This is a genomic window from Corallococcus sp. CA041A (assembly GCF_003612075.1).
GTDB lineage: Bacteria > Myxococcota > Myxococcia > Myxococcales > Myxococcaceae > Corallococcus > Corallococcus exiguus.
This window is the reverse complement of the sequence record NZ_RAWF01000019.1, coordinates 1-14,369: the sequence shown is the minus strand read 5'-3', so window position 1 is coordinate 14,369 and position 14,369 is coordinate 1. Positions and strand designations below refer to the sequence as shown.

Genomic DNA, 14,369 nt, shown 5'->3' with positions numbered 1-14,369 from the left:
GCCTTACGGCATGGGCAGGGCCCACAGCTCCCGGCCTTCGGTGGGCGTCCAGGCCGGGAAGTAGACGCGGTCACCGGAGGGCACCATGGGCCAACCGGGTGCGGAGGACTGGAGCCCCGGCGCGATGTCCGCGGCGCGCACCGTGCCCCCGGGCGTGCCGTCCGTCCTCCAAAGCTCCAGGCCGGAGGTGCCGTCCGACGCGGCGAAGAGGAAGGGGCCTCCGGGCCTGCTCCGCACGAGCGGGCCCGGCGTGGCCACCGCGCTCATCCCCGCCCGCGCCTGCATCAGCAGCGTGGGGGCGCCTCCCGGCTCCGCGCGCCACAGGGCGTAGCCGTTCGTGGGGGTCGCGGCCCAGAAGAGCAGGTGGCCGTCCTGCACCGTCAGGTGGTTGGGCCACAGGGGCGTGCCTTCCGGCCCGAACGTGCCCGTCATCGCGTTCATGACCTGTCCGTCCGTCCGGCACAGCTGGGGCACGCCCTGGCCGAAGCCGCAGGGGAAGTAGAACGCGTCCCCCAGGGCCACGCCGGGATCCGTCGGCGTCGGACGGGCGCCGGGCATGGCGCCCACGGGCACCGTGCCCTCGGGCGTGCCGTCGCTCTTCCAGAGCACCAGCGTCTCGCTGCCCTGCCCGGTCCAGAAGAAGAGGCGGTCACCCATGGCGGCACCTCCGAAGATGAGCGAAGTGAACTCCGGGGCCGTGAGCCGCACGGTGCCCGCTTCGGTGCCGTCGCTGGTCCACAGTTCCGCGCGACTCATGCTCGTGCTCACCGAGAAGAAGAGCCGCGAGCCCACGGGCATGAAGTTCGTCGCGAAGTAGGGCGCGAGGCCGGCCTTCAGCCGCACGGTGCCCGCCTCGGTGCCGTCCGTCTTCCACAGCTCGTCCGGGCTGCCACCGTCCTTCCCGGCGACCATGAAGTACGCCTGGCGTCCCACCTTGACGGGGTGGGAGGTGAACAGCAGCGGATCCGTCGCCGTGACCCAGCGGCCCAGCGAGGTCACGAGCCGCGTGGCGTTCCCGGACGCCGGGTCGTAGCTCCAGAGGGAGTAGGGCACCTGGAGCTCCGGAGACATGGCTGCGAACAGGAGCTGCCCGTTCACGACGGTGAGCATCTCCGGTGACAGCGGCACGTGGTTGAACTCGCCCGCGACGGGAGTCTTCGCCTGGACCGTTCCCGCCGCCGTGCCATCGCTCTTCCACAGCCGCCAGGTGTCCATCCGGGTGGGGTCGCGCTGGGTGAAGTACAGCGTGCCTCCCAGGTCCACCGCTTCCGTGGCTCCCTCCCAGGAATCCGCGGGCAGGGGAGATGGCGGCACGACCTGGGTCGCGGGGCCTGTCATGCCATTGTGCGTCCAGAGCCCGTCCTCCAGGCTGCTGAGATAGAGGACGCCTCGCGCCGGTATCTCCAGGCTCATGGGCACGGAGAGCGGCCCCGACACGGCCGTCGCCCCGGCGGTGGTCGCTCCCACGCGCCACAGCCGGAGCGACGTGTCCGCCTGCGTGGTGGCGAGGAAGAACAGGGCGTCCACGGTGGCGACCATCCGTTCCCCGGTGGGCTGCGGCGTCTGCTGTGCGCCGTCGTCCCAGACGTTCACGCGCGTCGTGTTCTCCTCGGCCCCGAGGGTGCGGAACAGGCGCGTCCCGACCTCCGTGCGCGCGGTGAAGTAGACGTAGAAGCCCTGGCGCGTGAACGTGGTGGGGTGGGAGCCCGCGGTGCCGGGGATCAGGTCGGCGATGAGGGCGGTGCCCTGCGTCGTGCCATCCGTCCGCCAGGGCTCGCTGCCGGTCAGCGGATCCTCTCCGCTGAAGAACGCCATGCCGTCCCGCACGAAGAAGCTGTCCTGGTCGCGGTCCGGGGCGATGTCCGCGAACGGGACGGTGCCCTCCTCCGTTCCGTCCGAGTGCCAGAGGACCCTCCTGCCAAGGCCTCCCAGGGCCTGCGCCCAGAAGATCACCTGGCCGCCCAGCGTCGTGAGCCGCCGGGGAGTCTCTACGTTCCCATAGGGGGGCAGGAGCGCCAGCCGCCGCGTCCCCTCCATCGTTCCGTCCGCCCTCACCAGCTGCCAACCCCCAACGGAGGTCCGGGCGGTGACCAGCACCGCGTTGCCCAACGTCGCGGCGCTCGAGTCCTTCAGGGAGAGGCGGGCGTCGGGTGGTAGCGCCACCTTCCGGCTGCCCCCGGGCGTGCCGTCGCTGAACCAGAGCGACGCCGCGTCCTCGCCGGAGTCCGTGAAGTCCGGCGCGGACAGGTAGACGCCGCCGCTCGCGGTGACGAGGAAGCCCGGGCGGTGGGGCAGCGCCAGCAACAGGGTGGTGCTCTCAGAGGTTCCCCGGGTGCGGAACAGCGCGAAGGTGTCCGCGCCTCGGGGAATCACGGTGTCGGAGGCGTAGGTCGTCCGGGCCACGAAGTAGACGCTGCCGTCGTCCGCACGCGTGAAGGTGTCCGGCTCGGAGCCCGGGAGCCCGGGCAGCAGGTCCACCATCATCGCGGTCCCCTGCGCGGAGCCGTCCGTCGTCCAGAGCTCGCGGCCGTGGACGCCGTCGTCCTGGGTGAACAGGAGGGTGGTGCCCAGGTCCATCAGGTCGCGGGGCGCGCTCGTCCTCTTTCCAGGACGGTCGCCCGTCTGTCCATCCCAGACGGGGTACGCGTCCCGCGGGCCTTCCGGCGTGCTCTTCCCGCCGCAGGCCATCCCCAGGGCCAGTACTCCCGCCAGCAACAGCTTCACGGACTTCAACGTCATGCATCCCCCTCTGTGCTGGGCCTGGAGTGTCCGGTCCAGCGTGGCGGGGGCAATCCCTATCAAATCCGCCGGAGCGTTTGACAGACACACTCCGGCGAATCGGTAGGCTTTCTCCGACTCCTCCGGGCTCGCGCAAACGTGAGGCAGCGCACGGTGGCGGCTTCGTGCGCGACGCAGGAGGCCCCCGGCCTGGCGCGGATGGCACGCCGGGCCGGGGGCCTCGCTTCACTTCCACGTCCGGGGTCGGGGCCTATCGCGAAGCCGGAGCCTCGGGGGCCTGGCGCGGCAGGGCCCACAGCTCGCGCCCGGACTCGGGCGTCCACGCGGAGAAGAAGAGGTGGTCACCCGCGACCGTCAGGTGCGCGGGCGCCGAGGACCGGGTCCCGGGGACCCTGTCCACCAGCCGCTTCGTGCCCCGGGCCGTGCCGTCCGTCCTCCACAGCTCCAGGCCGGCGTCGCTGTCCGACGCGGTGAAGAGGAGCGGTCCGCCCGGGCGCAGCGACACCAGGGGACTGGGGGACGTGACGCGAACGGCGGCGTCGGGCGGTGGGGCGCTCTCCACCGGCGTCGTGCCCGCCGTCGTGCCGTCACTCTTCCACAGCGCATAGCCGTTCGAGCCATCCGATGCCCAGAACAGCAGCTGGCCGTTCTGGGCGATGAGGGACGTAGGCCCCCCGGTGGTGGGGCCCTTGCTGAACTCGCGCACGACCCCGGAGCTCTGCCCGTCCGTCTTCCAGAGCTTCGGGACATTCGCGCCAAGCGACAGGAACAGCGTGTCGCCCAGCACCGCGGATTCGGAGCCGGGGACGCTGCTGAAGGGCAGCTCCGCCACGAAGCGCGTCGTCTCCGGCGTTCCCTCCGTGACCCACACCTGGTGGGTCCAGGGGTCCCCCATCAGGTGAAAGTAGACGCGCGAGCCCGCGGGCCAGATGTTCCGGATGGAATCCCAGCCGATGGTGTTCACGAAGGAGTGGACGCGCACCGTGCCCTCGCGCGTCCCGTCCGACTTCCACAGCGTGTCGTTCATCGGCGTCCAGACGTCCTGGACCGTCGTGAAGTAGAGCGTGTCCCCCACCGCCCGGAGCACGGGCGGGATGTCGCTGTAGATGCCCCGTCCGATGCGGTCCACCACGCGCAGGGTGCCTTCCACCGTGCCGTCCGTGCGCCACAGCTCCTGCAGGTCCGGGTGCTGCCCACGCACGAACCAGACGTGCTTCCCCGTGGAGACGAGCCGGGGGCCGTTGCCCCCCAGGTCTCCCACCCGCCGCGACTCACTGCCCGCGCGGTCCAACCACCAGAGCGAGGTGTGGTCGCGCCCGTCGAGGAACAGCAGGCCGCCGTTGAGCGGCGTCAGGTGCGTGGGCTCGTGCTCGGAGGTGTGCTCCACCCGCTGCGTTCCCCCGGCCGTCCCGTCCGAGCGCCACAGCGCCCGTCCGGACGGACCGGCGCCCTGGGGGACGGGCACGGTGAAGAAGAGCGTGCCGTCCACGTCCACGACCTCGGAGCTCGCGTCGAAGGAGCCCGCCTGGCTGGCGGTCAGCGGCGCCAGGGTGTCCGTCGTGCCGGGCGTCCCCCGCGTCGCGTGGAGCACGCCCTCCGCGGACGTGAAGAACATCCGGTCCCCGCCCCAGCCGGCCAGCCAGGGCAGGCCCCGCGGATCCGCGGCGCTCACCGGGAGCGTGCCACCGGCGGTGCCATCCGTGCGCCACACCTGGTTTCCCCCGGCGGTGCTGAAGGCGGAGAAGAAGACACCCGAGGGCGTGGCCTGGGGCTTCGCCTCGGCGTCCAGCCGCGCGCCCGGGGGCGTCACGCGCACGGTGCCCTCCGGGGTGCCGTCCGTCTTGAAGAGCACGGTGTCCGTCCCCTCGAGCGCGGTGAACCAGGCGCTGCCCGCGAACGTGGCGGTGAAGACGGGGTGGCTGTCGGCGGCGCCGGGCCGCAGGTCCGCGATGCGGACGGTGCCCTCGGGGGTGCCGTCCGTCTTCCACGGCTCCTGGCCCGCTTCGGCGTCCCAGCCCCGGAAGTAGACCGTGTCCCCGATGACGGTGAGGGGCTCCATCGGCTGCTCCTCCGTGGAGCTGCTCCAGCGCACGGACTTCAGGGAGACCGTCCCCTCCTGCGTCCCGTCCGTGCTCCACAGGGTGAAGGGGCCCGTCTCACTGCCGCGTGCCCAGAAGACGTAGCGGCTGCCCACCCGCGTGATGAGCGTGGGCTCCCAGGGGGCGCTCATGCCCATCACCTGGTGCGTGCCCTGGGCCGTGCCGTCCGTCCTCCACAGCTGGGCGCCTCCGTCGAACTGCCGGACGATGAAGTCGAGCGTGGCGCCCTCCCAGACCGGGGCAATCGCGGTGACCCGGTCCGAGAAGCCGTACTCCCCCAGCTGCCAGGTCCCCTGGGGCGTGCCGTCCGAGCGCCACAGGCTGTACCAATCACTCCACCACGCGGAGCCGGCCTCGGCCTTCGCCTTGAAGATGAAGACGCCATCGCCCACGGCGACGTTCTGTGCGTGGCTGCCCAGCAGGGTCACCCGCCGGGTGCCCGCGGCGGTGCCGTCCGAGCTCCACAGCGCGTACAGGCCCGGCAGCATCCGGGCGGTGAAGTAGAGCCGGTCTCCCATGCGCACGAGGGACTCGGGGTTGGAGCCTTCGGCGCCGGGCAGCAGGTCGGTCACCATCGCCGTGCCCTCCCGCGTCCCGTCCGTGCTCCAGAGCTCCTTGCCGTGGACGCCGTCGTCCACGCTGAAGAACCAGCGGTTCCCCAGCGGGACGTACCCTTCCGTCCGCGCGGCGGGGAGCGCGGCCAGGAGCCCGGGCGTGACGTCCTTCACCAGGAACGGCGAGGCGATGACCTCCTCGACGGGGCCGGGCTCCTCTTCGACGGGGCCGGGCTCCTCTTCGACGGGGCCGGGCTCCTCCTTCACCGGCGGCGGCTGCTGCACCACCGGGCCGGGCTCCTCCTTCACCGGCGGATCGCCGGGCTGCGGGAGGGGCTCGTTCGGGCCCTCCTCGGCGGGGAGCGGCTCGGCTCCGGACGCGGGAGCCGGAGACCCGCAACCCGTGCTCGTGCCCAGTGAGAAGAGAAAGACGGCCAACGTGCTCAACGACTGCTTCCAACGCATGACATCCCCCAACAGAGACGCCGGACGCACGGACGGTGGGTGCGTGTCGGCGAGGGATGTGTTGGGGCGCTGCCCGCCGGCAACAAGGGCGGCCGCTTCACTTCGGGTCAAAGCGTGGGACAGCGCACGCTCCCGCAAGAAGGGGGGAGCGCGCGGGAAGGGGGACGATTAGGGTACGGGGGCCATGAACGTCCCCTTCGTCATTGAGACCACGCACCGCGGCGAGCGGGCGTACGACCTCTACAGCCGTCTGCTCAAGGACCGCATCATCCTCCTGGGCACGCCCATCAACGACGATGTGGCCAACCTCATCGTCGCCCAGCTGCTGTTCCTGGAGTCCGAGGACCCGGACAAGGGCATCAACCTCTACATCAACTCGCCCGGTGGCTCCGTCACGGCGGCGCTCGCGATGTATGACACGATGCAGTACGTCAAGTGCCCCGTGTCCACCATCTGCGTGGGCCAGGCGGCCTCCGCGGGCGCGCTGCTCCTGCTGGCGGGCTCCAAGGGCAAGCGCTACGCCCTGCCCAACAGCCGCATCATGATCCACCAGCCGCTGGGTGGCGCGCAGGGTCAGGCGACGGACATCGACATCCAGGCGAAGGAGATCCTCCGTCTGCGCACGTACCTCAATGGCCTGTTCGTGAAGCACACGGGCCACACCATCGAGCGCATCGAGAAGGACACCGAGCGCGACTACTTCATGAGCGCCGAGGAGGCCCGGCAGTACGGCCTCATCGACGAGGTCGTGGAGCGCGCCTCGGGCGTGCCGGCGCCCAAGTAGCTTTCATTCCAGCGGGAGCCGGAGGAGCAGGCCCCGTGCCGCTGCTCCGGGCAGGCATTCGATGGGTGGCGGCTTCGCAAGCCGTCCCTCGGTGCAGCTTGACGGGGGGGTGCCCAATGTTGGGGCATGCTGCCCCGCCTCCTTGCCGCTGCTCTGCTGCCTGCCTTCCTGGCGGGTGTGGGTTGTGCCACCGGTCCCACGGGCCGCCTTCCCGTGCCCCCCAGCTCCCAGCCGGTCCAGGAGGAGTTGGGGGAGCGCAATGTCGTCGACGCGGGCGCGGAGTACGCCCGGCAGAGCGGCATGGTGCTGGCGGAAGCGGGCGAGGCGGTGCGGATCCGCCCCAACTACTGGCGGGTCCGCTTCGCGCTCCCGGAGGAGGGCTCCGGGAAGTTCCTGGAGGTGGACTTCGACGAGCTGGCGCAGCGCGTGACGGGGTCGAGGCTCATCGACATCAACCCCTCCTTGCTGCCCCTCCCCAGGACCTCCCTGCCCAGCGAATCGAGCCCCGCGACGGGCGGCTCGGGCCCCCAGTGATGGCTACGGCAGCCGCGTGACGCGGTCGAGCGCCGGGGCCGGGAGCGGCGCGGCCTCCGAGCTCTTCGCGGTGAGGTAGGCCTCCAGCGCGTCCGAGTCCACCGCGCCGCCCAGCGGGTTCGTGCCCTCCGCGAGGACGGTGAAGCCGTCGCCGCCGGGGGCGAGGAAGCTGTTCACGGTGACGCGGTAGCTGGCGGCCGGGTCGATGGCCACGCCGTTGAGCTGGATGCTGGCGGGGTCGATTTTGGCGCCCGCGGGCGCGGACGCGCTGAACGCATACGTGAAGCCCGCGGAGGGGTGGAGGATGCGGGGGCTGGCGAGCTGGAACTGCTGCTCCATCAAGCGCTCAATCTGCGCGCCGGTCAGCGTCAGGGTGACCAGGCTGTTGCCGAAGGGCTGCACGGTGAAGGCCTCGCCGTAGGTGACGGCGCCCTTGTCGTTGGGGTCGGCGGGGTCGCGCAGCAGGTCCGCGCGCACGCCCCCCGGGTTCATGAAGGCAATCTGGGCGCCGCCCACGGTCGCGCCCTGGGTGGCCTCCAGCTGCGCGTCCGCGATGACGAAGCCCATGGTGGACTGGCCGGTGGGGTCCAGCTGGATGTTGCCGCGAATGAGCGTCTGGTCGATGTAGCCGATGACGCGGTTCTCCAGCGGCGTGGTGAGGCCCTTGTAGCGGGTGATGAGCTCCGCGACCTCCGGGTCGGGCGTCACCGTGCGGGTGACGATGACGTTCTGCGCCTGGGCCTTCACGACCTGGCCCGTGGCCGCGTCCAGCGTCAGGTCGATGTCCGTGACGAGCCGGCCCACCGACGCGGCGCTGGTGACGAGCTTGCCGCTCAGCGTGCAGTTGTAGGCCTGGTGGGTGTGGCCGCTGACGATGACGCTCACGGCCGGGTCCAGCTTCGACGCGATCTCCACGATGGGGCCGGTGATGCCCTTGCACTCGTTGTAGAGCGAGTCGACGCCGGGCGTGCCGCCCTCGTGCACGATGACGACCATGGCGTTCACGCCCTGCGCCTTGAGCTCCGGGACGAGCGCGTTGACCGTCTCCACCTCGTCCTTGAACTCCAGGCCGCGGATGCCCGTGGGGGTGACGATGTTCGGCGTGCCCTCCAGGGTCATGCCGATGAAGGCCACCTTCACGCCCTCGAAGGTGCGCACGTCGTAACGCGGGAGGAGCGTGCTGGTGGGGCCGGTGGCGACGTTGGCCGCGAGGATCTTGAACTTCGCGCCGGTGAAGCCGGTGCCGTCCTGGCAGCCGTCCACCGGGTGGCAGCCTCCGGACTGCATGCGCAAGAGCTCCGTGCCGCCCTCGTCGAACTCGTGGTTGCCCACGGCGCTGATGTCCAGGCCGATGTCGTTCATGGCCTCGATGGTGGGCTCGTCGTGGAAGAGCGCGGAGAGCAGCGGCGTGGCGCCGATGAGGTCACCCGCGGACACCACGATGGAGTTCGGGTTCTTCGCGCGCAGGTCCGCGATGTAGCGGCCGAGGTACACGGCGCCGCCCGCGTTCACTCGGGTGGTGGTGTCCACGCCGCCATCCGCCAGCAGGGCCTGGTGAATCTGTCCGCCGGTGCCGGCCGCGGGCTCCAGCTGCCCGTGGAAGTCGTTGAAGGCGATGATCTTCACGGCGACGGTGGTGCCGCCGTCGTCGGTGCCCGCGTCGGTGTCGCCGGTGCCCGCGTCGGTGTTGTTGGCCGGGGGCGGGAAGGTGACGGCCTGGCAGACGTGGTCCACGCAGGTCCAGCCCTGGCCTTCCGGCGCGGGGTTCTGCTCCTGGCAGTCGAAGGCGTTGGTGCACTCGTTATTGCCGCAGCCGCCGTGGAAGGCGAGCAGCAGGCCGGTGACGAAAGCGCCGGCGAGGAGGAAGACGCTGGGACGCGCGACATCACGCGTGCGGGGGACAGAAGGCTGCATATCGAGACGGCTCCTGGGACAGGGAGGCGGTGGGCCCGGCGAGGCGCGGGGACCCTGGCATCGTCTCGTGGCGTGGAGGTGAGGGACGGGTCCCGAATGCGTGTCGTCCCGTCGGATGTGACCTGCCCGACACCTGTCGCGGGCTCAGGAGTGCGCGGGCTCCCGGCACATCACCAGCTCCGCGGCGCCGCCCACCGCGCCCCAGAGCACGGCCTCCTGGTCGAACAGGCGGCCGAAGCGCAGGGCTTCGTCGCGGGACAGGCCGGGGACGAAGAGGCTCTCCTCGAACCAGCGGCGGTCCTCCGCCACGCCCACGGCGGACACGCTCGGGTGGCCCCGGGCTTCGAGCAGTGCGAGCAGCCGTTGCTGGAGGCGCGCGTTGGTGCGGAGCGGACGCGCGTGCGCGCGCGGGTTCCACGCGGTGAGGAAGGCCCAGGTGGGGAAGCGGTGCGCGGTGAGCGCGGCGTCGAGCTCCGGATGCAAGGCATCCACGCGCAGCACGTGCTTGCGGTCTCCGACGAGCGGATGCGGGCGCACGACGTAGCCCGTGGCCTTGAAGGCCCCGTGCAGCGCGGCCCGCCGTACATCACTCATGCGGAATCGCGACCGCGGCTCCCGTGCCCTGTGGACTGGGGACAGGAGTGACCACCGTCGCTGGGACTGCGGGCTGCGTCCCCGCGCCTTGCGGAGCCGGCGACGGTGGAGCCGAGCTCGGCGGAGCGGCTGGCGGAGTCGCGGCGGTCGGACTCGCGCCCTGCGGAGCCGCGGGCGGCGCGGGAGGATTCACGCTCGGCGCTGCTGGTGTCTTCGGGGTCGCCTGCTTCGCGGCTTGCGGACTCACGGCCGCGGGCACCGGGAGCAACGGCAGCGCCGGGTGTCCTTCCCGCAGCTTGGGCGGAATCTGGCTGGCCACGATGGGGGCCTCCTCCGCCGTCTTCCACGGACGGTCGGGCCACCAGCGCTCCACGGGCGGCGGCGTCAGCGCGAGGAAGTCCTGCCCGGGCCGGGGCGTGGTGATGCCCACGCCGTCGTGCTTCGCGGCCGCGAGCGAGCGCTCCACCGGCTCCGTCCAGCCGTGGTACGCCAGCGTCACCAGCCCCCAGTGCACCGGCAGCATCAACCGGCCCTGCACCAGCCGGTGGGCCAGCACCGCCTGCTCCGGCCCCAGGTGCCAGTCCGGCCAGCCCGCGCCGTACTGGCCCGTTTCAATCATCGTCAAATCGAACGGCCCCAGCTTCGCGCCAATCTCCTCCATGGCGGGGAACAGGCCCGTGTCGCCGGAGTAGTAGACGCGGTGCTTGGAGCCCACCAGCGCCCAGCCCGCCCACAGCGTCTTGTTCTGCTGGAGGAACCGGCCCGACGCATGCCGCGCGGGCGTGCACACGATGTCCAGCCCCTTCACCTTCGTGCGCTCCCACCAGTCCAGCTCCACAATGCGGTTGGCCGGCACGCCCCAGTATTCCAGGTGCGCGCCCACGCCCAGCGGCACCACGAACGTGGTGTCCCAGTCCTTCATCGCGTCGATGGTGGCGAAGTCCAGGTGATCATAGTGATCGTGGGAGATGACCACCGCGTCGATGGGCGGCAGTTCGTTCAGCGCGATGGGCGCGGGGAACCAGCGCTTCGGGCCAATCCACCCCAGCGGTGACGTGCGCTCGCCCCACACGGGGTCGGTGAGCACGCGGTGCCCGTCCACCTCCACCAGCGTGGACGAGTGCCCCAGCCAGGTGACGCGCAGTCCGTCCTCGGGCGGCGTGGCGAAGCGCTTCGGGTCGATGCGGTCCACCACCACCGGCATCCGGGGCGAGCTATCCGGGCTCGAGTGGAACAGGTCCGACAGCGTCCGCTCCCAGTTGTTCAGGATGGGCTGCGGGTTCTCGAAGCTTCCGTCCAGCCACTGCGGCGAGCGCTTCATCCGCTCCAGCCGCGCTCCTTCCGGCACCTCGCCGAACGAACGCCAGCCGTCGATGACGACGACCAGCAGGAACGCACCCAGCAGGAGCAGGCCCCATCCGAACAGGCGCAACAACCTGCCGCCCCAGGACGGCCGCTGGCCGTGGGAGGGAAAGGCCGTGCGGAAGGCCTTCTGTCGGGCCTTGTCCGCGGCCCGCATGGGTCCCGCGTTCATCCTCATCCCCGGACCCTGATGGGTCCGGTGCGTAGGTGTCAATGGGGAGACATCCCGCTACGCCCCGGTTTTTCCTGACTCCAGCGGCGTCGAGCCCGACCCGTGGCCGTTTGGCGTGTCCCGGGTCGGGACGCTTCAGGATTCGGGCGGCACGACCTTGAACCCGCGCTGGAGCAGCGGATCCAGCCGGTCCGTGAGGTCCCACGACTCCACCAGCCGGCCCTCACGCAGCCGGTACAGCGAGTCCCCGTGGAACGTGAGCGGGCGGGACTTGCCATCCGCGGTGGGCGGGCCCTGGGTGTCCGTGCCCGTCGCGCGCCAGCGCACCATCACCCAGTCGTCCTCCGCCATCACGTGGAGCAGTTCGAACCTCAGGTCCGGGAAGAGGGTGAACCCGGCTTCCGCCTGGGTGCGCACCACCTCCGGGCCGCGGAGGTCCTGGGGGGCGCCCTCGGAGCGGTCCACGTAGTCGGCCGCGATGTACTCCGGGAGACGCTCCAGGCGCTTCTGGTTGTAGATCTCCTCGGTGAACAGGCGGGCACGTTCCTTGTTGGATTCGCCCATCTGACGGGCCCGCTCCGCTGGGGACACCGTCGCGCAACCGGTGAGCCCCACGAGCCCCAACACCACCCACGACGCACAGGTCCTCATGACGCGCGGGAATCTGCCGGGCCCGCACGGGCGCTGTCAGCCGCCGTGTCGTCGAACCGTTCACCGCCGGGCGCCAGCCGCCCCAGGCCGATGGGCGCCGCCAGGCAGGTGTCGGGAATCCCGAACGCGTCCACGAGCCCCACGGCATCCGGCCGCAGCTCCTCGCACAGCTTCACGCGCTCCTTGCGGATGGCCTGGGCCTTGGGGGCCGTGAGCCAGCCGTGCTCCAGGAACCAGCCGCTGGCGGACTCCAGGCAGGACAGGCCGAAGAGGTCCGCCATGCGCCCCAGCACCGGCTTGAGCGCTTCGTCCTTCACGTCCGCCACGCCGCGCAGGAACTGCTCCAGCACGATGCGCTCCACGCTCGCGTGCGCCAGGGCCAGCAGGTGCGCCTGCACCTGGTTGAAGGCCTCGAAGGCCTCCACGCCCGCGGTGAGCCGCTTGCGGATGCGCTTGGACACCGACGCGAGCAGGGCCTCCTCGCGGAAGCGCAGGGCGCGCAGCTGGAAGTCGCTGTCGCGCAGGTGGTCCGTGTCCGTGCGCCGGCCGGCGATGGGGTTGCGGTCCGTGAACACCGTGGCGGCCTGGTCCACGATGAGGCGGAGCACCGCGAAGACGCGGTCGTCCTCGAAGCGCTGGCGGTAGCCCGTGAGCAGGCCCTTGGCGACCAGCTGCATGAGCACGGTGTTGTCGCCCTCGAAGGTCGTGAACACGTCCGTGTCCGCCTTGAGCGACGCGAACCGGTTCGCGGTGAGGTAGCCCTGGCCACCGCATGCCTCGCGGCACTCCTGGATGGTGGCGGTGGCGTTCCACGACGCGTAGGCCTTGAGGCCCGCGGCGAGCGCCTCGATTTCGCGCGCGTCGTCCTCCGTGCGGTGGACGTAGCGGTCCACCAGGTACTCCAGCGCGAAGTCCACCGCGTACGCCTTGGCGACGAGCGGCAGCAGCCGCAGCTGGTGCACCTGGTGGTCCAGCAGGCGGACTTCAGGAGCGCCCTGGGGGCCGAACTGGCGGCGCAGGTCGCCGTAGCGCACGGCGATGGTCAGCGCGCTCTTGGCCGCGGACAGGGACGCGCACGCCACGCTCACGCGGCCCGCCACCAGCGCGCCCAGCATGGTGAAGAAGCGCTTGGAGTCGCCGGTGATGGAGGAGGTGTACTCGCCGGCCTCGGTCACCTGTCCGTAGCGGTCGAGCAGGTTGTCGCGCGGCACGCGCACGTGGTCGAACCACAGCCGGCCGTTGTCCACGCCGTTGAGGCCCATCTTCTCGCCGCAGTCCTCGATGCGGATGTTCGGCAGGATCTTGCCGTGCTCATCGCGCAGCGGGACGAGCAGCGCGTGCACGCCCAGCCGCTCGCCATCCACCTCCAGCTGCGCGAACACGGTGGCGATGCGCGCGTGGCGGGCGGCGTTGCCAATCCATTCCTTGCGCGCGGTCTCCGACGGCGTGTGGATGACGAACTCGCTCGTGGCCGCGTCGTAGCGGGCCACCGTCTCGCAGTCGCGCACGTTGGAGCCGTGGCCCAGTTCGCTCATCGCGAAGCAGCCGGGCAGCTCCAGCGAGGCGACCCGGGGCAGGTACTGCTGATGGTGCCGCTTGGTGCCCAGGAACAGGATGCTGGAGCCGAACAGGCCGAAGTGCACACCCGCCTTGATGACGAGGCTCAGGTCGAAGAAGGCCATCGTCTCGAACGCGGCGATGAACGCGCCCAGGTCGCCGCCGCCCTCGCGGCCCTTGGGGAAGGCGAGCTGTCCCAGGCCGTCATTGGCCAGGTGCTTGAGCCAGTCGAAGACCTGGTCGCGGTAGGCGGTGGTGCCGAGCCCTTCCTTGTAGCGGAAGTCCGCGTCCTCCAGCCAACCGCGCACCTGCTGGCGCACGTTCGCGTAGGTGCGGTCCAGCACGGCCGTCATCGCCGCCGGGTCGAAGGACGACGTGTGCGAGCGGGGCTCCGCGTGCGGGACGCGCGACGCCCTGGGCACCAGCGAGCGCACCGCCTCCTTGCCGTCCACGCCCAGGGTGGCCTCGATGGAGGCCAGGGCCTTGGCCAGCTCCGCGGGCGGGATGCTCAGGGGCGCTTCACCCGCGAGCGCCTGGGCCAGCTGCACGCCCAGCTCCGCCAGGTTCTGCTGCTGGCTGGTGGCCAGCTTCTCCGCGGTGGCGCGGATGTGTTCGCGCACGAGGGCCAGCTCGCGGGGCGGGGGCGGACGCAGCGGATCCACCCACAGGGCCAGGACGGAGCTGGACTTGAGGTCCAACCAGGGCTGGGCGCGGGCGGCGGAGCCCAGGGCGCGGAGTTCGTCGCCCGTCAGCTCGCCGTCCGTCCAGGCGACGTACAGCATGGGGACCAGCGGGGCGAGGCTGGACAGGGACAGCAGCTCCCGGGCGGAGGGGCGGGATGGGGCGTCGAGCATGCGGACTCTCCAGGCGAGGGAACGGAACCTGGGCAGTGTCGCCACGCTGAAAGGCTCCGGCAACGACGGAATGGGGTCCTGTTCACCGGC

General features: G+C 71.3%; 9 protein-coding genes. 2 read left to right on the top strand and 7 right to left on the bottom strand.

What is annotated here, in order from left to right; genetic code table 11:
- Positions 1-3: 3 nt before the first annotated feature.
- Positions 4-2,739, bottom strand: a complete 2,736-nt coding sequence (locus tag D7V77_RS05905) for a hypothetical protein (protein ID WP_120575289.1) — start codon at positions 2,737-2,739, stop codon at positions 4-6.
- 250 nt (positions 2,740-2,989) lie between these two features.
- The gene (locus D7V77_RS05900) at positions 2,990-5,857 is read right to left on the bottom strand and encodes an ELWxxDGT repeat protein (RefSeq protein ID WP_158624342.1); all 2,868 of its coding nucleotides are present in this window, start codon (positions 5,855-5,857) and stop codon (positions 2,990-2,992) included.
- A 184-nt stretch (positions 5,858-6,041) separates the two neighbouring features.
- On the opposite strand from D7V77_RS05900, the gene clpP reads away from it, so the two are divergent.
- Both clpP and D7V77_RS05885 read left to right on the top strand, forming a co-directional pair.
- Positions 6,042-6,641, top strand: a complete 600-nt coding sequence (gene clpP, locus D7V77_RS05890) for an ATP-dependent Clp endopeptidase proteolytic subunit ClpP (RefSeq protein WP_014399808.1) — start codon at positions 6,042-6,044, stop codon at positions 6,639-6,641.
- A gap of 213 nt (positions 6,642-6,854) precedes the next feature.
- Positions 6,855-7,175 carry a hypothetical protein gene (locus D7V77_RS05885; RefSeq protein WP_233596712.1) on the top strand — a complete coding sequence of 107 codons (321 nt, stop codon included), beginning with the start codon at positions 6,855-6,857 and terminating at the stop codon, positions 7,173-7,175.
- A 3-nt stretch (positions 7,176-7,178) separates the two neighbouring features.
- Here the strand turns inward: D7V77_RS05885 and D7V77_RS05880 are convergent, their stop codons facing one another.
- From D7V77_RS05880 to D7V77_RS05860, 5 genes are all read right to left on the bottom strand, one after another.
- Complete coding sequence (locus D7V77_RS05880) at positions 7,179-9,089, bottom strand: bifunctional UDP-sugar hydrolase/5'-nucleotidase (protein WP_120575285.1); 1,911 nt, start codon at positions 9,087-9,089, stop codon at positions 7,179-7,181.
- A 144-nt stretch (positions 9,090-9,233) separates the two neighbouring features.
- Entirely contained in the window at positions 9,234-9,683 is a 450-nt protein-coding gene (locus tag D7V77_RS05875; RefSeq protein ID WP_120575284.1) for a DUF3293 domain-containing protein, read from the bottom strand.
- Positions 9,676-11,217, bottom strand: coding sequence for an MBL fold metallo-hydrolase (locus D7V77_RS05870; protein ID WP_304485866.1), 1,542 nt, complete (start codon positions 11,215-11,217; stop codon positions 9,676-9,678). The genes D7V77_RS05875 and D7V77_RS05870 overlap by 8 nt, the downstream gene beginning before the upstream one ends.
- 135 nt (positions 11,218-11,352) lie before the next feature.
- Positions 11,353-11,868, bottom strand: a complete 516-nt coding sequence (locus tag D7V77_RS05865) for an ester cyclase (RefSeq protein ID WP_120575283.1) — start codon at positions 11,866-11,868, stop codon at positions 11,353-11,355.
- Positions 11,865-14,279 carry an acyl-CoA dehydrogenase gene (locus tag D7V77_RS05860; protein WP_120575282.1) on the bottom strand — a complete coding sequence of 805 codons (2,415 nt, stop codon included), beginning with the start codon at positions 14,277-14,279 and terminating at the stop codon, positions 11,865-11,867. The genes D7V77_RS05865 and D7V77_RS05860 overlap by 4 nt, the downstream gene beginning before the upstream one ends.
- Positions 14,280-14,369: the final 90 nt, after the last annotated feature.

Bases quoted from the DNA above. Each gene is read 5' to 3' on its own strand.
- D7V77_RS05905 (WP_120575289.1), bottom strand. From the start codon at position 2,739: ATGACGTTGAAGTCCGTGAAGCTGTTGCTGGCGGGAGTACTGGCCCTG.
- D7V77_RS05900 (WP_158624342.1), bottom strand. From the start codon at position 5,857: ATGCGTTGGAAGCAGTCGTTGAGCACGTTGGCCGTCTTTCTCTTCTCA.
- clpP (WP_014399808.1), top strand. From the start codon at position 6,042: ATGAACGTCCCCTTCGTCATTGAGACCACGCACCGCGGCGAGCGGGCG.
- D7V77_RS05880 (WP_120575285.1), bottom strand. From the start codon at position 9,089: ATGCAGCCTTCTGTCCCCCGCACGCGTGATGTCGCGCGTCCCAGCGTC.
- D7V77_RS05875 (WP_120575284.1), bottom strand. From the start codon at position 9,683: ATGAGTGATGTACGGCGGGCCGCGCTGCACGGGGCCTTCAAGGCCACG.
- D7V77_RS05870 (WP_304485866.1), bottom strand. From the start codon at position 11,217: ATGAACGCGGGACCCATGCGGGCCGCGGACAAGGCCCGACAGAAGGCC.
- D7V77_RS05865 (WP_120575283.1), bottom strand. From the start codon at position 11,868: ATGAGGACCTGTGCGTCGTGGGTGGTGTTGGGGCTCGTGGGGCTCACC.
- D7V77_RS05860 (WP_120575282.1), bottom strand. From the start codon at position 14,279: ATGCTCGACGCCCCATCCCGCCCCTCCGCCCGGGAGCTGCTGTCCCTG.